The organism is Nocardia sp. NPDC059229, assembly GCF_042754165.1.
In the GTDB taxonomy this organism is placed as follows: domain Bacteria; phylum Actinomycetota; class Actinomycetes; order Mycobacteriales; family Mycobacteriaceae; genus Nocardia.
The window spans coordinates 252,676-271,981 of the sequence record NZ_JBHZAK010000010.1; the positions used below are offsets into that span (position 1 = coordinate 252,676).

Consider the following 19,306-nt stretch of genomic DNA (forward strand, 5'->3'; position numbering starts at 1 on the left):
TTTTTTTATCCTTCTCTCCTGTTTTGGGCTTGCCCAACACGTGTCACCCCCCCCCGCGGTCCCCCCCCCTCGGGCCCGCTTCACTGTTCGACGGTCAGTCGCCGATCACTCGGCGTACGCGTCCAGCGGCGGGCAGGAGCACACCAGATTGCGGTCGCCGTAGGCGCCGTCGATGCGGCGCACCGAGGGCCACACCTTGGCGCGGGTGTGCTTCACGCCCATCGGGTAGACGGCGAGTTCGCGACTGTAGGGGTGATCCCATGCACCCACCAGGCATTCCGCGGTGTGCGGCGCGCCGCGCAGCGGGTTGTCCTCGACCGGCCAGACCCCGGCCTCGACCTGGTCGATCTCGCCCTTGATGGCGATCATGGCGGCGATGAAAGCGTCCAGCTCTTCGAGGTTCTCGCTCTCGGTGGGCTCCACCATGAGGGTGCCCGCGACCGGGAAGCTCATGGTCGGGGCGTGGAAGCCGTAGTCCGCCAGGCGCTTGGCCACATCGTCGACGGTGACGCCGGTGCGCTTGGTGATCTCGCGCAGATCCAGGATGCACTCGTGGGCGACCATGCCGTTGTCGCCGGTGTAGAGCACCGGGAAGTGCGGATCCAGCTTGCGCGCAATGTAATTGGCCGAGGCGATGGCGGTCAGGGTGGCGCGGCGCAGGCCGTCGGCGCCCATCATGCGGATGTAGGCCCAGGTGATCGGCAGGATCGAGGCCGAGCCGTACATGGCCGCCGACACCGCGTGTGAACCCTTTTCGAGGGGATTGCCCGGCAGGTACTGCGCCAGGTGCTCGCGCACCGCGACCGGCCCCACGCCCGGGCCGCCGCCGCCGTGCGGGATGCAGAAGGTCTTGTGCAGGTTCAGGTGGCTGACATCGCCGCCGAACTTGCCCGGACGGGCCAGTCCGACAAGGGCATTGAGGTTCGCGCCGTCCACGTACACCTGGCCGCCGGCCTCGTGCACCAGCCCGCACAGCTCGGCCACCTCGTGCTCGTACACGCCGTGGGTGGACGGGTAGGTGATCATGATGCAGGCCAGCCGCTCGGCGTGGTCGGCGATCTTGGCGCGCAGATCGTCGAGGTCGATGTCGCCGTTGGGGCGGGTCTTCACGACCTCCACCCGCATGCCCACCATGGCGGCGGAGGCGGCATTGGTGCCGTGCGCGCTGGAGGGGATCAGGCAGGTGTCCCGGTGCGAGTCACCGCGATCCAGGTGGTAGCGGCGAATGGCCAGCAGGCCCGCGTATTCGCCCTGGCTACCGGCATTGGGCTGCAAGGAAACCCGGTCGTAGCCGGTGACCGCGCACAGCCAGCCCTCCAGGTCCTCGATCAGCTTGATCAGGCCCGGGGCGTCCTCGATGGGGGCGTAGGGGTGCACCCGGTTGAAGCCCGGCCAGGTGATGGACTCCATCTCCGCGGCCGCGTTCAGCTTCATGGTGCAGGAGCCGAGCGGAATCATGCTGCGGTCCAGGGCGATGTCCTTGTCCGACAGCGCGCGCAGGTAGCGCAGCATGGCGGTCTCGGTGCGGTACCTGGTGAACGCGGGCGCGGTCAGGTACTCCGAGGTCCGGACCTCGATGTGCGGGCGCTGCTTGCCGTGGAAGAGCGCGCCCTCCGGGCCGACCGGGATCTCCGCGCCGAAGCAGTCCAGCACGTCGACCACATTGGCATCTGTGGTGACCTCGTCGCAGGCGATCGCCACATGATCGGCATCGACCAGCCGCAGGTTGATCCCGCGCCCCTTCGCCTTGGTCACAATGGATTCCGCGCCCGCGGGCACCTTCACCAGCACGGTGTCGAAGAAGGTCTGGTGCACCACCGCGTCGCCGAGTCCGGCGGCCAGCCACTGGGCGTGCCCGTGCACCCGGCGCGCGAGCGAGCGCAGCCCGTCCGCGCCGTGATACGAGGCGTACATGGCGGCCAGGATGGCCAGCAGCACCTGCGCGGTGCAGATGTTCGAGGTCGCCTTCTCGCGGCGAATGTGCTGCTCACGGGTCTGCAGGGCGAGCCGGTAGGCCAGGTTGCCGTCCGCGTCCACGGACACGCCGACCAGGCGGCCCGGCAGCTGCCGCGCGTGCGCGCTGTGCACCGCGAGGTAGCCGGCATGCGGCCCGCCGAAGCCCAGCGGCACGCCGAAGCGCTGCGTGGTGCCGAAACAGGCGTCCGCGCCCTGCTCCCCCGGCGGCGTAATCAGCGTCAGCGCAAGCAGATCCGCGCCGACCGCCACCAGCGCGCCCCGCGCGTGCGCGGCCTCGATGACCGGCGCCCAGTCGACGATGCGGCCGGACGCGCCCGGCTGCTGCACGATCACGCCGAAGAAGTCGCCCCCGGGCAGCTGCCCGTCCGCCAGATCGGCCTCGACGATCTCGATGCCCAGCGGCTCGGCCCGGGTGTAGAGCAGCGTCCGGGTCTGCGGGAACAGATCGATGTCGATGAGCAGCCGCTCGGACTTGCTCTTGCGGTTGGCCCGCTGCAGCAGCGTCATGGCCTCGGCCGCCGCGGTGGCCTCGTCCAGCATGGAGGCGTTGGCGACCTCCATGGCGGTCAGGTCGGCGACCATGGTCTGGAAGTTCAGCAGCGCCTCGAGGCGGCCCTGGCTGATCTCCGGCTGGTACGGCGTGTACGCCGTGTACCAGGCCGGGTTCTCGACGAGATTGCGCAGCAGCACCGGCGGGGTGAGGGTGTCGTAGTAGCCCAGCCCGATCATGGAGGTGGCCACGGTGTTCGAATTCGCCAGCGCCGCAAGCTCGGCGAGCGCCTCGTGCTCGGAGAGCGCGGCGGGCAGCGCGTTCAGCCCATTGCCCTCGGGCGCGTCCAGGATGCCGGCGGGCACGGCCCGGGTGGCGAGTTCGTCCAGCGACTCGACGCCCACGGTCTCCAGGATGCGGCCGGTCTCGCCGCTGTCGGGGCCGATGTGGCGGTCGGCGAAGGATCGAGTCCAGATCACGGCTGCTCTCCAAAGGGGTGGGCGGGGGTCGGCCCGGCGGCCGACGTGTCGTCTGCCCTCCCCCTCTGTCCTCGATGCCTGAGAGATTCGGACCCCGGCCTTGCGGCCGTTGACCTTTCACCATGGGCGGGTGACGCGAGGTCACCACTTTCCAGAGGCGTCGAAACTCCGCACGGTCCCTGGTGCCTGAGAGATTGACGGGGAGGTGCTGCTCCTTCGGCGTCCGAGACTATCCCCGGAACTCTCCCGCACGGCTGCGACGCACTGTCAGTCTAAGCGGCGCCAGGTTACAAGAATGTTGCCTGGGCAGGTTTCAGACTGTGGCGCAGTTCGAACGGCCCGCCCCGGATACCCGAAACGCGCGCCGCAAGATGCGACGCGCGTCCGGAAAAGGGTGCCTAGCCGGTCTTGCTCATGCGGGCCTTGCGGCGGAAGGACAGCTCGTCCTCGGGACGGTCCGAGGTGGTCGCGGTCTCGGCGCGCTCGGCCGGGAAGTTGGCGATCGCTCCGGTGAGTTCGCGCATGGCGCCGCTGACGGCGATGCCGAACACGCCCTGGCCACCCTGCAGTAAATCGACCACCTCTTCGGCGGAGGAGCACTCGTAGACGGTGGTGCCGTCCGAGAAGAGGGTGATCCCGGCGAGGTCTTCGACGCCCCGGCTGCGCAGGTGATCCACGGCGATGCGGATGTTCTGCAGCGAGATGCCGGCGTCGAGGAGCCGCTTGACGATCTTCAGGACCAGGATGTCCTTGAACGAGTACAGGCGCTGGCTGCCGGATCCGGTGGCACTGCGGATGGACGGGACGACCAGTCCGGTGCGGGCCCAGTAATCGAGCTGGCGGTAGGTGATGCCGGCCACCTGGCAAGCGCTGGGCACGCGGTAGCCGACGAGTTCGTCGGGCACCGTGTCATCGGGGAACAGCCCTGGCTGCACCACATCCTGAGGTTGCGGTTGATCTCCCACTGACTACTCCCTTACTGCTTACCTATCAGGGCTCGGGCTCTGTCAATCGACTCTGGAGCGTTGGCCTAACAATCGAGGCTACTCCCCTGATTGTCGCGGCAGAATCGGCACCGGCAAAGCTTGATCAGCCGCGTGTTTTTAACCCTAAACCTGAGGTAGAGACCCTGTTTTGTCCCGTTCGGAGATCATTACCAGGTCAGGAACTGGTCAGCTGTCCGTGGCCTTGAAATCATCGGGAGATACCGATTCGAGAAACTCCTTGAACTTCTCGACCTCGTCCTCGCGCTCGTCCGGCATGACCAGTCCGGCCTCTTCCAGCACCGGCTCCTCGGCATAGATCGGGCAGCCCACCCGCAGCGCGATGGCCACCGAATCCGAGGGCCGCGCGGAGATGCGCAGATCGTTCTCGAAGACCAGGTCGGCGTAGAAGGTGCCCTCCTGCAGATCCACGATCCGCACCTCTTTGAGGGTGTGCCCGAGCTCCTTGATCAGAATCTTGATCAGATCGTGGGTCAGCGGGCGGATGGGCGTGACGCCCTCCTGCTCCAGCACGATCGCGGTGGCCTCGGCCTGGCCGATCCAAATCGGTAGATAGCGGTCGCCGGAGACCTCTCGGAGCAACAGCACGGGCTGATTCTGTGGTTGTTCGACACGGATGCCGATCACACGCATTTCGCTCATCGCACTGCCTCCCAAGATCCTCACCGGCCGCCCAACCCGGCTGTAATACCGAGTCTAGGCGAAGAATTCAGCCCCCGAGGGAAGCGCGCACAGAGGTCTTCACCAGGCAGGTGTGCAAAGTCAGCGACAATGCCGCCAACTCGCGGACCGTCTCCTCGGCCCGGGCGCGGGCATCCGCGTCGCGGCTCTTGGCGATCGGCGCCGCGATCTGCGCGACCATGGCGGCCTCGCGATCGGCGGCCAGTTTGAAGGCGCGCAGATGCCTTGCCTCCAAACCGAATTCGCTCAGAGCCTTGGCGGTGCGGGCCAGCGTGACGGCGTCGCCGTCGAAATAGCCTGCGGCACCGGGGGTAATGAGGTTGGCGCGAATCAGCTCGGTCAGGAACTTCTCGTCGATGCCCGCCTGCTCGAGCAGATCCGCCCGGGTGATCCGGATTTCGTGGTCGAACCGGAGCTCCTCGGGCGATACCTCACCGGGCACGGCGTTCAGCCGCCGCAGGCGGCCGCCTCCATTGGGCGACAGACCATCTCTCGCGTCCGGCCCAGGTCTGGAATCGGGCACGGCCCCTCCCACGGCGTTCGCCCGGGCCCGGGCCTCCCGGACCCCGAGCGTCGCCGCCCCACTGTCGATCGCTTCGAGCTGTTCCTTGATCACCTTCAACGGCAGGTACTGATCCCGCTGCGCGGTCAGCACGAAGCGCAGGCGCTCGACGTCCGCCACATGAAAGCGGCGGTACCCCGAGGGCGTGCGCTCCGGGCTGATCAGGCCCTCCGACTCCAGGAATCGGATCTTGGAGATGGTGATGTCCGGAAAATCCGGACGCAGGAGATCCAGCACGGAGCCGATCGACATGCCTCCGCGCGTCCACTGCGCTGCGCCAGTCATTCCGCTCGGTCCTATAGACCCGAGTCGCTCGTCGCCGGTCGCGGTCCTGTCAGGAAGACGAGACGGAACTTGCCGATCTGGACCTCGTCACCGTTCTGCAGCTCCGAGGAATCCACCGGCTCCCGGTTGACGTAGGTGCCGTTGAGGCTGCCCACATCGACGACCTGGAAGGTGTCGTCGTCCTGACGGAATTCCGCGTGACGCCGGCTGACGGTGACATCGTCCAGGAAGATGTCACTGTCGGGATGGCGTCCCGCCGAGGTGGTCGGCTGGTCGAGCAGGAAGCGCGAGCCGGCGTTCGGACCACGCTTGACCACCAGCAGGGCCGCGCCCGCGGGCAGGCCCTCCACTCCCTGCACCGGCTGCTCGCCGGTCTGCTCGGTGCGCGACGTGTCGACCTCGTTCAGGAAGTCGGCACGGAACACCGAAGTGGTCTCTGCTGCCGTTTCCTGGTAACCCGGGTCCTTGTTCTCGCTCACCCTTGCTCTCCTCCTCGAACCGAATAATCCATGCAAGCAGTTGATGCCCTCAGCGATGCGGCACTCCGGCCGCTCCCCGCTTCGGGTAGGTCCGGATAATCCGGACACCGGCTGCGCGCACTTCTGTTGGCATTGACCGTACCCTGCCAGGGCGTACCCGTGCAGGTAGAACTGTGAAGGCTCCTTCAGCCTCCGATAACTCCTTGATAACCTGCGGCATCAAGGAGCTTTCCGAGCGCCGCTTCGAGCGCCTCGGCGGACTCCGCCTCGACCTCGAAGAGCCACCCGTCGCCGTAGGCGTCGGAGTTGACCGTCTCGGGTTCGGCATCCAGAAGATCGTTCACCGCAACGACTTTCCCGGCCAGCGGGGCGTAGATGTCGGACACACTCTTGGTGGATTCGATCTCGGCGATGCTGTCACCGCTCGCCACGTCGGAGTCCACCGCCGGCAGCTGCACGAACACGACGTCACCCAGCTGCGACTGCGCGTAATCGGTGATACCCACCCGCACCCGGGTCGGACCCACTTTGCTCACCCACTCGTGCTCTTCGGAGTAGCGCAAATCCTCGGGTACTGCGGTCACTGGCAGTGTCCTTTCAACGGGCGTTCCTCTCGGGATCGTCGTCGATCCGTCCGCCGCACACCCTATCGGGAGTGATCATGGTGTGGCACGGGCGGTATCGCTCGGGCCACGGCGACGGCTTTGCGGAGATAGAGGATTCCGGTCCAGACGTAGACCGCCGTGCCCCAGATCAAGAATGCCCCACCGAACGCGCGGCCGAAACCTGCCGCCGCCCAGTCCATCTGCCCCGCCAGCAGCCAGGGCAGCGCGGACATCAGCGCGAAGGTGGCGGCCTTGCCCAGGTAGATGACCTCGGGCGGGGGGAGGTTGCGGCGCCGGTAGATGCCGAGGGTGAGGGTCAGGATCGCGTCGCGGCCGACCAGGATCAGCACCACCCACCAGGGCAGGATGCCGCGAATCAGGAAGCCGCCCAGGGTCGCCAGCAGGTAGAGGCGATCCACCAGCGGGTCGAGGATTGCGCCCAGTTTGGACGACTGATCCAGCAGCCGGGCCAGCTTGCCGTCCAGGAAATCGGTGATGCCGCTGACGACCAGCAGCGTGAAGGCCCAGCCGTCGGCTTTCTCGGCGAGCAGCAGCCACAGGAAAACCGGGACGCCGATCAACCGGATCACGCTGAGCACGTTGGGCACGGTGAGGATGCGGTCGCTGTAGACCGGTTCGGCGTTCCGTTCGGTTGTCACAACCCGGTCATACCCCAATCGCCGCGCCATCTCCATCCGGGCACGCCGCCGCGCCGCCGCCGGAGCCAACCGATATGTTCGCTGTCATACTCACCCGGTGAGAGAATGATATCAGTATTTTCTCATCGTATTGGAGGGTGCGAATTCGCGGGGCGTGCTGCGGTTCGGGCCCGAGTGGTGAAGGCTGATCGGTACAGCCCAGGGAGAGGAAAGACCATGCCCGACTTCGACTATGACGTCGTCGTTATCGGCTCCGGGTTCGGGGGGAGTGTGAGCGCGCTGCGCCTGAGCGAGAAGGGCTACCGGGTGGCCGTGCTGGAATCCGGCCGCCGCTGGAACGCCGAGGACATCCCCAAGACGAACTGGAATGTGCGCAAGTCGATCTGGGCCCCGCGGCTGGGGCTGACCGGCACCCAGCGCATCAGCATTCTGGGCAGGTGCGCGGTGTTCTCGGCGGCGGGCGTGGGCGGCGGGTCGCTGATCTACGGCAACACCCTCTACGAGCCACTGCCGGCCTTCTACACCGACCGGCAGTGGGCCCACATCACCGACTGGCGCTCGGAGCTCGCGCCGTACTACGACCAGGCGCAGCGCATGCTGGGCGTGGCCCCGAATCCGCGCATGACCCCGGCCGACGACGTGATCCGTTCGGTGGCACAGGATCTGGGCGTGGCCGACACCTTCCACGCCACCAATGTGGGCGTGTTCTTCAACGAGGCCGCGCCGGGCGAGGATGTGGACGACCCGTACTTCGGCGGGGCGGGACCGAGGCGGGCCGGCTGCATCCACTGCGCGCGCTGCTTCACCGGGTGCCCGCACAACGCCAAGAACACCACGCCCAAGAACTACCTGTACCTGGCCGAGCAGGCCGGCGCGCACGTGTTCGAGCTGACCACGGCCACCAAGGTGCGGCCCATGACCGGCGGCGGCTACGCCATCGAGACACAGCGCTCGGATCGCTGGATCCGCAAGGGGCGCAAGGTGTTCACCGCCGAGCAGGTGGTGTTCGCGGCGGCCGCGCTGGGCACTCAGAAGCTGCTGCACAAGATGCGGGACGAGGGTGTGCTGCCGAACCTGTCGCCGCGGCTGGGCGAGCTGACCCGGTCCAACTCCGAGGCCATTTTGAACGTGGCGAGCAAGGCCCGCGACGACTTCGCCGAGGGCATCGCCATCACCTCCTCGATCCATCCCGAGCCCGACACCCATGTCGAGGTGTGTCACTACGGCAAGGGCCAGAACGGCCTATTCCCGCTGTCGGTGCCGCTGGTGGACGGCGGTGCGTTCCGGTTCCTGCGCTTCCTGCTGGCCATGCTGCTGCACCCGGTGGTTTTCGCGCGCAGTCTCAATGCCCGGCGCGCGTCGGAGAAGTCGGTCATCCTGCTGGTCATGCAGTCGCTGGACAATTCGCTGACCTCGTTCCGGCGCTGGGGGCAGCTGAAGACCAAACAGGGTATGGGCAAGCCGAATCCGACCTGGATCCCGCTCGCGCACGATGTCGGCCGCCGCTTCGGGGCGAAGGTCGACGGCGACGTGCAGATGCTGGCCATGGACGTGTTCAACATCCCGGCCACCGCCCACTACATCGGCGGCTGCGTCATCGGCGAGGGCCCGGAAAGCGGTGTGGTGGACCCGTATCAGCGCGTGTACGGCCATCCGGGCCTGCATGTCGCCGACGGCTCGGCGGTGACGGCGAACCTGGGCGTGAACCCGTCGCTGACCATCACCGCCCAGGCCGAGCGCGCAATGGCGTTCTGGCCCAACCGAAACGAGGCCGATCCGCGGCCCGAGCTGGGCGCCGCGTATCGTCGGATTCGCCCCGTCGCGCCCAAGCACGCGGTAGTGCCGGACTTCGCGCCCGGCGCGTTGCGACTGCCCCTGTTCCCGAACGATCACGAGCTCTCCGCGAACTGAGCGCGGCGGCGTGCCCGGCGGTAATTTGGGGTGTTGTGCCCGTACCATTCCCGGTATCGATTCGACGAGGAAGGTGAGAGCCGATGCTCGTCCGAGTGCAGAACGCCGCCGGCAGCCACGCCGAGAAGGTGCTCATCGATTGGCTGCGAACCTGGAAGGGCAGCACCGATCCCAAGGGCGTCGCCACCGTCAATTGCAGTCTGTTCCACGGCGATAAGCTGCATCCGTTCGACGCGGTGGTGTGGACGCCGACCAGCTGTGTGGTGATCGAGGCCGAGGCGCTGTCGGAGCGCATGGACGGTGAGCTCGAGATTCCGGTCAACGGCCCCTGGCGGGTCGGCGACCGGATCATCACCTTCGAGGGCGGCGACAAGCGCAGTCCGCTGGACAAGTCCCGCGATCACACCTTCGCGCTGCAGAACTGGCTGGCCGAGCGGGGACTCGGGCAGCGCGTCATCCACGGCATCGTGCTGGTGGTGCCGGCGCCCGGCTCGAATCTACGGGTCACCCAGCTGTGGAACGATCCCAGTTTCCAGGTGCTGCTGGGCGACGAGCGGCGGCTGCGCGACCACTTCACCAGCCTGCTCTCGCGCGGGCGGCCGCAGTGGTCGGCCAATGACGTGGCCTGGGCGTTCCGCGGTCTGGGCATCCTGCCGTATCTGCCCGCACCGCAGGATCTGCTGAACGAGGGCTTCCTGGGCCCGGTGGATCCGACGCTGTGGCACGGCGGTCCGCAGCAGGCCCAGGCCGAGGCCTTCGCCGAGGAGCAGGCGCGGCTGGAGCGCGAGCACGCGTCGGCACGCGGTCTGAACATCCCGGAGCCGTGGTTCAGCCCGCGCAAGCTCTACCCGCGCCGCAGCGACCGGATCGAGGTGACCCGCGGGCTCATGCGGGTGATGCTGACGCTCGGTTTCGTGGTGGCCGCGCTGTGGGTGGTGTGGTTCATCATCGCGGTTGCGGCGTCGTACTAGACGGCGCGATACCCGGTGTAGCCGTGAAGTAGCGGAACGGTAGGTAAAGGGCGGTCACGAGCGCGACCGCGGCCGCCGTCCCGCCCAGCACGTCGGTCGGATGGTGGTATCCGAAGCCGACCATGCCGATCATGACGGCCGGCAGCACCACCGCCATCACGATCACCGTGCCGGTCCGCACGCGGGCGGATTCAGCGACGAGGGCGAAGGCGGTGACGACCGCGACCAGCTGGACGGTGTGCCCGCTGGGGTAGGCGAGATAGTGGTCGAGCCTGCGGTCCCAGAACGGTTTGAGCGCAAAGGTATTGACGGCCACCACCAGCTCGGGGGCCACCAGGGCGAATCCGGCCTGCCACCATTGGCGGCGGTAGGCGAACCACGCCGCGGAGGCGCACAGCAGCGGCAGGGCCACATAACTGTTACTGGGGAACACCAGGACTCGGTACACCCACGTGTGCGCGTCCAGCCCCGAGTGGATATCGCGCTCCAGCACCAGATCCGCGCTCGTCGGCCCGCCGCCCGCCGGAAACGACAGCGGCACAAGCACAGTGACGATGACCCCCGCCAGCACGATGGCGGGCAGGGCGGCACGGCGTATCCGGTGATCCGGCGGGGTGGGGGCGGGCGCGGTCGATCGAGTCACGGCTGCACGATACCGACGGCCCGCCCGCGCCTCAGGATCGGCGCTCGAGCAGCATGCGCCGCAGCAGCCCGTCGCGCAGCCCGATCGCATGCCACAACAGCGCGGCCAGGTGGGCGGTGAACAGGGCCATCAGCCAGTGCTGCGCCCGCGTGGTCAGGTCGAAATGGCCCGCCCCGTGTGCAATCTCTCAACGATGCACGGAGGCAATAGGATTCGGCTGCGACGGCGACCGGGGTCAGCCGAGCATGGCGGCGCGCAGCATGCCCTCCGGGACGCCGAGTCCGTCGATCAGGGTGAGCGCCTGCGGCCGCAGCCGATCGACGAGTTCGTTGACGCCGCGGCGCACCGCCTTGGCCCGCTCCACGGACATGAACCGGTGCATGATGTACCAGGCCTGGTTCTGCTCGATGGTCCAGTAGACGTACAGGTCGCAGACGGAATCGGCGAGGGCGCGCGCGTCCGGGTCCTCGATCTCCGCGATGCCGTCGATGAAGGCCTCCAGCACCAACCGCTCGATGTGCGCGCTGCCGGCGGCGAGGATGTGGTCCTGGGCATTGTTGAACGCTTCGAAGGGCCCGGTCTCCTTGGCACGGGCCTGGAGCCGGTGCGCGGCGGTGCGGACCATGTAGTCCTCGCGATCGGCGAACAGTTGCAACTGGACCGACCGCCGGGACAGGTCGGCCTCGTCGACGGATTCGTCGCCGCGGTCGCGCAGACGCTGGATCATCTGCCGCACACCGGATCGCTCGCGCACCACATCGCGCGCCATGGTGGCCGCGAAGCGCACCCAGCCGAGGGCGTCGAGGTCGCGCACCTCATCGGCGTAGGCGGTCAGTAAGTCCTTGGCTACCAGCTGGGTCAGGACCACGTTGTCCCCTTCGAAGGTCGTGAACACATCGGTGTCGGCCTTGAGGGTGACCAGCCGGTTCTCGGTGAGATAGCCTGCGCCGCCGCAGGCTTCGCGGCATTCCTGGATCGCCTGGGTGGCGTGGCGGGTCTGGGCGACCTTGAGTCCGGCGGCGCGGTTCTCCAGGGCGCGCTGCGCGCGCGGGTCGGTGGTCTGGCCGGTCTGCACCAGGTGCATGCGGTGCACGAGATCGTTCTGTGCGAAAGCCAGTGCGTAGGAACGCGCTACGAGCGGCAGCAGACGGCGCTGATGGCTGCGGTAGTCCAGCAGCACCGTCTCCTCGCCGGTGTCGGGGTCGGCGAACTGGCGGCGCTGCTCGGCGTAGCGGACGGCGATGCTGAGCGCGACCCGCGTGGCCGCCGAGGCCGCGCCGCCGACACTGATCCGGCCGCGCACGAGAGTGCCGAGGGTGGTGAAGAAGCGGCGGCTGGGGTTCTCGATCTCGGAGCTGTAGGTGCCGTCCGGTGCGACGTCGGCGTAGCGGTTGAGCAGGTTCTCCCGCGGAATCCGCACCTGGTCGAACAGGATTCGGCCGTTGTCGACGCCCGGCAGGCCGCCCTTGAGACCACAGTCGGAGGTGGTCACCCCGGGCAGGTCGCTGCCCGCCTCGTCACGGATGGGCACCAGGAAGCAGTGCACGCCCTTGCTCTCGCCGCCGGTGATCAGCTGCGCGAAAACCGCTGCCATGCGGGCGTGTTCGGCCGCGCCGCCGATGTAGTCCTTGCGGGCCGAGGGGGTCGGGCTGTGGACCACGAACTCCCGGGCCGCCGGATCGTAGGTGGCGGTGGTCTCCAGGTTGGCGACATCGCTGCCGTGCCCGGTCTCGGTCATGGCGAAGCAGCCGAGCAAGCGCAGCGGAATCAGTTCGTCGATGTACTCGCGGTGGCGCTCGGTGCCCAGGTTTTCGACCGCGCCGCCGAAAAGACCCCACTGCACACCGCTTTTCACCCACAGCGACAGGTCGGTGTAGGCCAGCATCTCCAGCGCGGTGACCACCGCGCCCGGGTCACCCGGGCTGCCGTCCGGGTGCCGGAAGCCGCCCTCGACCCAGCCGAAGGAGGCGACCAGCTGCATCTGGTCCAGCACGCGCGCCCGCGCCGCCTTGATATCGAGGGCGGGGTCGCCGTACAGGCGATCGTCGTCGAGGACGCCCCGCGCTCGTTCGCGCACGTCACGCCAGGGGCCGTCGAGTGCCGCGCGTAGCTCTTCCGAAATCGAAACGCCGCTCGTCGCCATACTCGAAAACACTACTGCCATCGAACTGCTCAACCTGGTGATCTCCCGCACCCGTGTACGTTCTGTATGTGAGCACCGATGTGGCTATCGAGGCGGAGGCGCCTTCCGGGCTGCGTGCCCGGTGGCGTCGGATGCTGACCGGCGCGGTGGACCGCTTGGTCGCGGACCGCCGCGCGACCGTCGACGCGGTGGTCGAGGCGCCCGCTCCGGTCCAGCCGATCGACGTCACCGACGACGCGACGGTCACCGAGGTGATGGATCTGGCCGAGCGGGTGGGCGAGGTGGTGCTGGCGTCCGGGACCGCGGTCATGGACACCACGACGCAGATCGAATTCATCGCCTCCACCTACGGGTTGTCCAAGTGCGATATCGATGTCACCTACAACTCGATTCGTATCTCCGCCGACCGGGGACCGCGGCTGCCGCCGTACAGCACCATGCGCGTCGTGCATTACCGGTCACTCGACTTCACCCGCCTCGCGGCGGCCGATCGGCTGACCCGCCGCATCCGCCGGGAACTGGTGCCGCCGCAGGAGGCGCTGGCGGCGCTGGACGAGATCACTTCCGCGCCGCACCCCTACCCGCGGTGGCTCGCGACGGTCGGCTGGGCGGTCATGGCCGCGGCGGTGGCGCTGCTGCTCAATGGCGGCCTGCTGATCGCCCTGCTGAGCTTCGCCGCCACCACCATGATCGATCGCACCAACCGGATCCTGAATCGGCGTGGTCTGCCGTTCTTCTTCCAGCACATGGTGGGCGGCATCATCGCCGCTGTGCCCGCGGTCCTGGTCTCCACCTTCGCCGAGAGCCTGCATCTGGACCCCGCGCTCATCATCGCCGCCGGAATCACGGTGCTGCTGGCCGGTTTACAGCTGGTCGGCGCGGTCGAGGACGCCATCACCGGCGCGCCGATCACGGCGTCGGCGCGCATGCTGGAAGTGATCATGATGACCGGCGGCATCATCGCCGGTATCGCGTTCACGCTGCGGGTGGCGGAGGTGTTCGGGGCGACGGTTCCGATCGCCGATATGACCTCGACCCGCGATCTGACCAATCTGCCCCTGAAGCTGTTCGCGGGCGCGCTCACCTCGGCGGCCTTCGCCCTCGCCTGTTATGCGGAGCGGCGCGCCGTCGCGGCGGCGGCGGTCAGCGGTGCGGCGGCCACGATCGTCTATCTGCTGGTCCAGCGCTTCGGATTCGGCCCGATCGTGTCGTCGGGTGTGGCGGCCACGGTGGTGGGTCTGGCCGGTGGTCTGGTGGCGCGGCGCGCCCTGACTCCCCCGTTGGTGGTGGCGGTCGCGGGCATCACTCCCCTGCTTCCCGGTCTGCGCGTCTATCGCGGTCTCTACGCGCTGCTCAATGACGAATTGATCGTCGGGCTCAACCAATTGTTCGGTGCGTTCGCCGTCGGCCTGGCCCTGGCGGCCGGTGTGACCCTGGGCGAGTGGATGGCCCGCGATCTGCGCCGGCCCCGGATCGTGAAGCGTATGGGCTCGCTGCGCCGGCCACGGCTCAGCTCCGGGTGATCACAGCCCGGCGATCCGACATGGCCTTTTCACCACGATCCATACTTGTTTTCTATCGCTAAATCACGTTCCGGAATTCACTTATTGTATTCTGATACAACGATTTTCACTCCTCGTGATCTTGACTGCTACCGTGCAGTATGACCACGAGAGGCCCGCGTGACCGCGATGTCTTCGCGCTATGGGGAAAACTCGTAGCCAACCACCGTTTTCTCGTTCTGGGCATCGTGGCGGCCGCCCTGCTCGGTCTCGGCGGCTACGCCTGGGGCTTCGAGAGCCGGCTCAGCGCGGGCGGTCTGGACGATCCGAACTCGGAGTCCGCGCAGGCGGCGGTGCTGGCCGCCAATGCGTTCGGGCCGAACCACGCCGCCGATGTGATCGTGCTCTATCAGGCGCCCGACGGGAAGACCGTCGACGATCCGGACGTGAGTCAGTCGATCGTGGACAGCCTCAACGGGCTCACCCAGCGTTTTCCGAACGACATCGCCGGCGTGTACGCCACGTATTGGCCCGAGGTTTCCGCCATCCGGGGTTCCTCCGCGGCCTTCGCCACCAAGGACCGGACCCGCGCGGTCGCCTCCGTCGCGCTGAAGGACAATGCCGCCACGACCGTGAAGGACGCGTTCTCGATTCCGGGTATCAAGGTGTACGTCGGTGGCCTGCAGCCGGTCTCGACCGCCCTGACCGACACCATTTCGGCCGATACCCATCGCATGGAACTGCTGGCCATTCCGGCGGTCGCGGTGTTGTTGTTCTTCATCTTCGGCGGCGTGGTCGCCGCGGCGCTGCCGCTCCTGATGGGCGTGCTGACGATTCTGGGTGCGAACGGCATCGTCCGGGCGATCACCAATGTGACCGAGGTGAATTCCTTCGTGGCGCCGGTCGTTTCGATGATCGGCCTGGGCCTGGCCATCGACTACGCATTGTTCATCGTGAGCCGGTTCCGCGAGGAGGTGGCCGCCGGATACGACACGCCCGCCGCAGTGCGGCGCGCGGTGATGACCGCGGGCCGCACGGTGTTGTTCTCGGCCACCATGATCGTCGCCAGCCTGGGCGGCATGCTGTTGTTCCCGCAGGGTTTCCTCAAGTCCATCGCGTACGGCGCGATCGCCACCGTCACCCTGGCGGCGCTGACGGCCGTCACGATTCTGCCCGCCATGCTGGCGATCCTCGGGCCCTGGGTGAATGCCCTGGGCATCAAGCGATTCCGCCGTACCGATTCGGCGCAAGAGGTGGAGGAGGGCTTCTGGGGCCGGTCCACCAGCTGGGTGATGCGGCATCCCCGCGAGATCACCGCGGTCCTGATCCTCGGATTGCTGGTGCTGATCGTGCCGGTCCGCAATATCGCCTTCGGCGGCTTCAGTGAGAAATATCTGCCGCCGGACAATACGACTCGTGTCGCCCAGCAGCAGATCGACACCTATTTCCCGCTCCGCAAGCCCGACCCGATCGAGTTGCTCATCACCGCCAGTGACAGCACCGAGGTGGGCCCCTTCATCGAACAGGCGAGCCGCGCTCCCGGGCTGGTCACCACCGGGCTCTCGACCGGTTTCGAGATTCCGACCCGCTCCCAGACGCAGCCGAATGTCTATCGCACCCAGGCCTATCTGATCGATTCCACCAAGTACGACAAGACCATCGACTATCTGCGGGCACTGCCGGTCCCCGACGATATGACCGTGCTGGTCGGCGGCGTGCCGACGGTGCAGCACGACGCGATCGCCGCGCTGCTGAAACGGCTGCCGCTGATGATCCTGCTGGTCCTGGCGTTCACCACGCTCCTGATGTTCCTCACCTTCGGATCCCTGGTGCTCCCGCTGAAAGCCGCCTTCATGAGCGCGCTCGGCCTGGGGTCCACACTCGGCATCCTGACCTGGATCTTCACCGAGGGCCACGGCGCGACCCTGCTGAACTTCACCCCCCAGCCGATTCAGGCGAACATCCTGTTCCTGATCATCGCCATCATCTACGGCCTCTCCACCGACTACGAGGTTTTCCTGGTGTCCCGCATGGTCGAAGCCCGCGCGCGCGGCGCGACCACCGAGGAGGCCATCCGCTCCGGCACCGCCCAGACCGGCCGCATCATCACCGCTGCCGCCCTGATCCTGCTGGTGGTCACCGGCGCCTTCGCCTTCTCCGACCTGGTCCTCATGCAGTACATCGCCTACGGCATGATCGCCGCCCTGATCATCGACGCCACTGTCCTGCGTATGCTCCTGGTTCCCGCTGCCATGAAGCTCCTGGGTGACCGTGTCTGGTGGGCGCCGGCCTGGATGAAGCGCATCCAGCAACGCATCGGCCTGAGCGAACCCGTGCTGCGCGACGAACCCGCGCACCTACGCCGCACCGAATTGGCCGACGCCCGAAGCTGATTCATCTCAGGACCCGATACCGATGATCGAGATCCAGGCACTCCGCCCCGACGATTGGCCTCTGTGGCGCGAACTCCGGCTGCGGGCCCTCACCGAATCGGCGGCGGCCTTCGGTTCGACCCTCGCGGAGTGGAGCGGACCCGGCGACACCGAACAGCGCTGGCGCGCCCGCCTGACCGACGTCCCCCTCAACTTCATCGTGCGCCTGGACGGCATGCCCGCGGGGATGGCGGGCGCCTACATCCGAAACGACGAAGCGGCAGAACTGATCTCGCTGTGGGTCGCCGAGTCGGCTCGCGGCCGCGGCGTGGGTGATGCGGCCGTGCGCGCGGTAGTGGACTGGGCGGGCCGGCGCGACGTCGTGCTCTCGGTCAAGTCCGGCAACGACAGTGCGATCGCGCTGTATCTCCGCCACGGATTCGTCGACGCCGGACCATCACCCGATGACGACTGCGAACGCTTCATGCGCCGCGTCCAGCAGAAAGTGGGCTGATCAGTCGGCGACGAGTCCGATGCCTCGGCCGATGTCGGCGAGGGTGGAGTCGAAGAGGACGTCGGGGTGGGAGATCTGGATGGGGTAGTTGCCGAAGACCTCGAGGGTGACGTGGCCGTAGAGGCGGGCCCAGAACTGGATCATGACGTAGCTGACGCCGAGGTCCAGTTTTTCGGCGGGGAACTTCTGGCCGGAATCGGCGAGGACGCTGAGGAGTTCAGTTTGGAACTTGATGAGGTCGTCGCGGAGTTCCGGGGGGATGAGTTCCAGCGGTGGGGTCACGACGGCGTAGTCGGTGAGGAGGCGGCCGGCGGCGCCGAGGAAGATGCGGCCGACGGGTTCGCCGAATTGCTGCATGGCGCTGGTGATTCCGGCGGTCACCGGGGAGGCGAAGACCAGGGTGAATTCGCGGGAGTGGGTGAGCGCCCAGCGTCGGAAGCCGCGGCAGATGGCGAAGAAGCGGACGCCCGCGTCGTCGGGGAGGCCCTCGACGGCGGCTTCCAGATCCTTTGCCAGATCGGCACATACGTCGGTACGGACGGCGGCGACGAGGTCGTCGCGGGATTCGTAGTACCGGTAGAGCGCGGGAGCGGTGATGCCCAGCTCCCGCGCGATGGCCCGCAGCGTGATCGCGTCGGGCCCTTGGTCGACCAGCAGTGACCGCGCGACGCGCCGGATGTCGGCGTCGCTGACCGCCGGCATCCGGCCACGTCGGCGAGGTTCACTCATGCTGACTCCACAGGTCGAAAGAACGGGGCCCCTACCGGGTTACGCACACTACCTCCTCGGGGCCCGGACGCTCATTCGTACGCGACTTCCCAGCTCTTGATGCCGTTGAGCCAGCCCGAGCGCAGGCGCACCGGCTCGGAGATCTGGTGCAGGTTCGGCATCACGTCGGCGATCGCGTTGAAGATCAGATCCAGCTGCAGGCGAGCCAGATTCGCGCCCACGCAGTAGTGGGTGCCGGTGCCGCCGAAGCCGACGTGCGGGTTGGGGTTGCGCAGCACGTTGAACTTGTACGGGTCTTCGAAGTAGTTCTCGTCGAAGTTGGCCGCGCTGTAGAACATGCCGACGCGCTGGCCCTTCTGGATCAGCTGGCCGCTGAGCTCGACGTCCTCGATGGCGGTGCGCTGGAAGGCGATGACCGGGGTGGCCCAGCGCACGATCTCGTCCGGAGCGGTACGCGGACGCTGTTCCTTGTAGAGCTCCCACTGGTCCGGATTGTCCACGAACGCTTTCATACCGTGCGTGGTGGCGTTGCGGGTGGTCTCGTTGCCGGCGACCGACAGCAGGATCACGAACCAGGCGAACTCGTCCGACGCCAGCGACTCGCCGTCGATGTCGGCCTGCAGCAGGGTGGAGGCGATGTCGTCCATCGGGCAGGCGCGGCGCTGCTCGGCCAGGTTCCAGGAGTAGCCCATGACCTCGGCGGTGGCGACCTTGTGGTCACCGTTGAACTCCGGATCGTCGTAGCCGATCATCTGGTTGGACCAGTCGAAGATCTTGCCGCGGTCTTCCTGCGGGATGCCGATGAGCTCGGCGATGGCCTGCAGCGGCAGCTCGCACGCGACCTGCTCGACGAAGTTGCCGGAGCCGTTCTTCTTGGCCTCGTGCACGATTCGCTCGGCGCGCTCGCGCAGCGCGTTGCGCAGCGACTCGATGGCGCGCGGGGTGAAGCCCTTGGAGATGATCCGGCGCAGCTTGGTGTGGCGCGGCGGGTCCATGTTCAGCAGCAGGTAGCGCTGCACCTCGATCTCTTCGCGGGCGATGTCGCCGTAGAAGCGGATGACCGCGGTGTTCTCCTCGTTGGAGAAGGTCTCCGGGCTCTTGGAGATCTCCTTGATGTCATCCATCTGGGAGATGGCCCAGTAGCCGCCATCGTCGAAGCCGGTGAGGCCATTGGCCTGCGGCACCCAGAAGGGCTTGGCCTGCTTGCGGAGTGCGGCGAACTCTTCGACCGGCAGACGCTGCGCGAGCAGGTCGGGGTCGGTGAAGTCGAAACCGGTGGGGATGGACGGCGCGGACACGG

The 19,306-nt window shown here is 67.4% G+C and carries 16 protein-coding genes and 1 riboswitch; of the genes, 5 read left to right on the top strand and 11 right to left on the bottom strand.

The features are described 5' to 3' along the window. Positions 1 to 105: 105 nt before the first annotated feature. The 7 genes from gcvP to ACFXHE_RS23840 form a co-directional block, all read right to left on the bottom strand. Positions 106 to 2,946, bottom strand: coding sequence for an aminomethyl-transferring glycine dehydrogenase (gene gcvP / locus ACFXHE_RS23810; protein ID WP_379386315.1), 2,841 nt, complete (start codon positions 2,944 to 2,946; stop codon positions 106 to 108). A gap of 163 nt (positions 2,947 to 3,109) precedes the next feature. Next, a riboswitch (glycine riboswitch) is annotated at positions 3,110 to 3,205 on the bottom strand. A gap of 139 nt (positions 3,206 to 3,344) precedes the next feature. Beyond that, positions 3,345 to 3,911 carry a MerR family transcriptional regulator gene (locus ACFXHE_RS23815; RefSeq protein WP_354850586.1) on the bottom strand — a complete coding sequence of 189 codons (567 nt, stop codon included), beginning with the start codon at positions 3,909 to 3,911 and terminating at the stop codon, positions 3,345 to 3,347. A gap of 207 nt (positions 3,912 to 4,118) precedes the next feature. Then, positions 4,119 to 4,592 carry a bifunctional nuclease family protein gene (locus ACFXHE_RS23820; RefSeq protein WP_040807814.1) on the bottom strand — a complete coding sequence of 158 codons (474 nt, stop codon included), beginning with the start codon at positions 4,590 to 4,592 and terminating at the stop codon, positions 4,119 to 4,121. A 67-nt stretch (positions 4,593 to 4,659) separates the two neighbouring features. After that, positions 4,660 to 5,445: a MerR family transcriptional regulator gene (locus ACFXHE_RS23825; RefSeq protein WP_379386317.1), complete on the bottom strand. Its 786-nt coding sequence runs from the start codon at positions 5,443 to 5,445 to the stop codon at positions 4,660 to 4,662. A gap of 44 nt (positions 5,446 to 5,489) precedes the next feature. Beyond that, positions 5,490 to 5,957, bottom strand: a complete 468-nt coding sequence (garA, locus tag ACFXHE_RS23830) for a glycogen accumulation regulator GarA (protein ID WP_354850581.1) — start codon at positions 5,955 to 5,957, stop codon at positions 5,490 to 5,492. 185 nt (positions 5,958 to 6,142) lie between these two features. After that, positions 6,143 to 6,541: a glycine cleavage system protein GcvH gene (gcvH, locus tag ACFXHE_RS23835; RefSeq protein ID WP_364625017.1), complete on the bottom strand. Its 399-nt coding sequence runs from the start codon at positions 6,539 to 6,541 to the stop codon at positions 6,143 to 6,145. A gap of 62 nt (positions 6,542 to 6,603) precedes the next feature. After that, positions 6,604 to 7,221 (bottom strand): CDP-alcohol phosphatidyltransferase family protein, encoded by a 618-nt coding sequence (locus ACFXHE_RS23840; protein WP_379386321.1) that lies wholly within the window; start codon positions 7,219 to 7,221, stop codon positions 6,604 to 6,606. Between the two features lie 216 nt (positions 7,222 to 7,437). Between ACFXHE_RS23840 and ACFXHE_RS23845 the strand changes: the two genes are divergently transcribed. After that, positions 7,438 to 9,132, top strand: coding sequence for a GMC oxidoreductase (locus ACFXHE_RS23845; RefSeq protein WP_379386323.1), 1,695 nt, complete (start codon positions 7,438 to 7,440; stop codon positions 9,130 to 9,132). Positions 9,133 to 9,215: 83 nt separating this feature from the next. Continuing rightward, on the top strand, positions 9,216 to 10,103 hold the full coding sequence (locus ACFXHE_RS23850) for a nuclease-related domain-containing protein (protein ID WP_379386325.1): 888 nt from the start codon (positions 9,216 to 9,218) through the stop codon (positions 10,101 to 10,103). On the opposite strand, the gene ACFXHE_RS23855 is transcribed toward ACFXHE_RS23850, so the two are convergent. Further along, complete coding sequence (locus tag ACFXHE_RS23855; protein WP_379386327.1) at positions 10,078 to 10,746, bottom strand: phosphatase PAP2 family protein; 669 nt, start codon at positions 10,744 to 10,746, stop codon at positions 10,078 to 10,080. The genes ACFXHE_RS23850 and ACFXHE_RS23855 overlap by 26 nt on opposite strands. A 235-nt stretch (positions 10,747 to 10,981) precedes the next feature. Continuing rightward, entirely contained in the window at positions 10,982 to 12,889 is a 1,908-nt protein-coding gene (locus ACFXHE_RS23860) for an acyl-CoA dehydrogenase (RefSeq protein WP_379386329.1), read from the bottom strand. Positions 12,890 to 13,020: 131 nt separating this feature from the next. Between ACFXHE_RS23860 and ACFXHE_RS23865 the strand changes: the two genes are divergently transcribed. The 3 genes from ACFXHE_RS23865 to ACFXHE_RS23875 all read left to right on the top strand — a co-directional run bounded on the left by ACFXHE_RS23865 (position 13,021) and on the right by ACFXHE_RS23875 (position 17,277). Beyond that, a complete protein-coding gene (locus ACFXHE_RS23865) occupies positions 13,021 to 14,412 on the top strand; it encodes a threonine/serine exporter ThrE family protein (RefSeq protein WP_379386422.1) in 1,392 nt (463 codons plus the stop codon). 140 nt (positions 14,413 to 14,552) lie between these two features. Then, positions 14,553 to 16,784: an MMPL family transporter gene (locus ACFXHE_RS23870; protein ID WP_379386331.1), complete on the top strand. Its 2,232-nt coding sequence runs from the start codon at positions 14,553 to 14,555 to the stop codon at positions 16,782 to 16,784. A gap of 22 nt (positions 16,785 to 16,806) precedes the next feature. Next, positions 16,807 to 17,277 (top strand): GNAT family N-acetyltransferase, encoded by a 471-nt coding sequence (locus ACFXHE_RS23875; protein WP_379386333.1) that lies wholly within the window; start codon positions 16,807 to 16,809, stop codon positions 17,275 to 17,277. On the opposite strand, the gene ACFXHE_RS23880 is transcribed toward ACFXHE_RS23875, so the two are convergent. Together ACFXHE_RS23880 and ACFXHE_RS23885 are read right to left on the bottom strand one after the other, a co-directional pair. Continuing rightward, entirely contained in the window at positions 17,278 to 18,006 is a 729-nt protein-coding gene (locus ACFXHE_RS23880) for a TetR/AcrR family transcriptional regulator (protein ID WP_379386335.1), read from the bottom strand. A 71-nt stretch (positions 18,007 to 18,077) separates the two neighbouring features. Continuing rightward, positions 18,078 to 19,304: a cytochrome P450 gene (locus ACFXHE_RS23885; protein ID WP_354850552.1), complete on the bottom strand. Its 1,227-nt coding sequence runs from the start codon at positions 19,302 to 19,304 to the stop codon at positions 18,078 to 18,080. Positions 19,305 to 19,306 lie beyond the last annotated feature (2 nt).

Excerpts from the sequence above, each read along its gene's own strand:
- ACFXHE_RS23820 (WP_040807814.1), bottom strand. The coding sequence starts at position 4,592 with ATGAGCGAAATGCGTGTGATCGGCATCCGTGTCGAACAACCACAGAAT.
- ACFXHE_RS23825 (WP_379386317.1), bottom strand. The coding sequence starts at position 5,445 with ATGTCGATCGGCTCCGTGCTGGATCTCCTGCGTCCGGATTTTCCGGAC.
- ACFXHE_RS23845 (WP_379386323.1), top strand. The coding sequence starts at position 7,438 with ATGCCCGACTTCGACTATGACGTCGTCGTTATCGGCTCCGGGTTCGGG.
- ACFXHE_RS23850 (WP_379386325.1), top strand. The coding sequence starts at position 9,216 with ATGCTCGTCCGAGTGCAGAACGCCGCCGGCAGCCACGCCGAGAAGGTG.
- ACFXHE_RS23860 (WP_379386329.1), bottom strand. The coding sequence starts at position 12,889 with ATGGCGACGAGCGGCGTTTCGATTTCGGAAGAGCTACGCGCGGCACTC.
- ACFXHE_RS23865 (WP_379386422.1), top strand. The coding sequence starts at position 13,021 with ATGCTGACCGGCGCGGTGGACCGCTTGGTCGCGGACCGCCGCGCGACC.
- ACFXHE_RS23870 (WP_379386331.1), top strand. The coding sequence starts at position 14,553 with ATGACCACGAGAGGCCCGCGTGACCGCGATGTCTTCGCGCTATGGGGA.
- ACFXHE_RS23875 (WP_379386333.1), top strand. The coding sequence starts at position 16,807 with ATGATCGAGATCCAGGCACTCCGCCCCGACGATTGGCCTCTGTGGCGC.
- ACFXHE_RS23880 (WP_379386335.1), bottom strand. The coding sequence starts at position 18,006 with ATGAGTGAACCTCGCCGACGTGGCCGGATGCCGGCGGTCAGCGACGCC.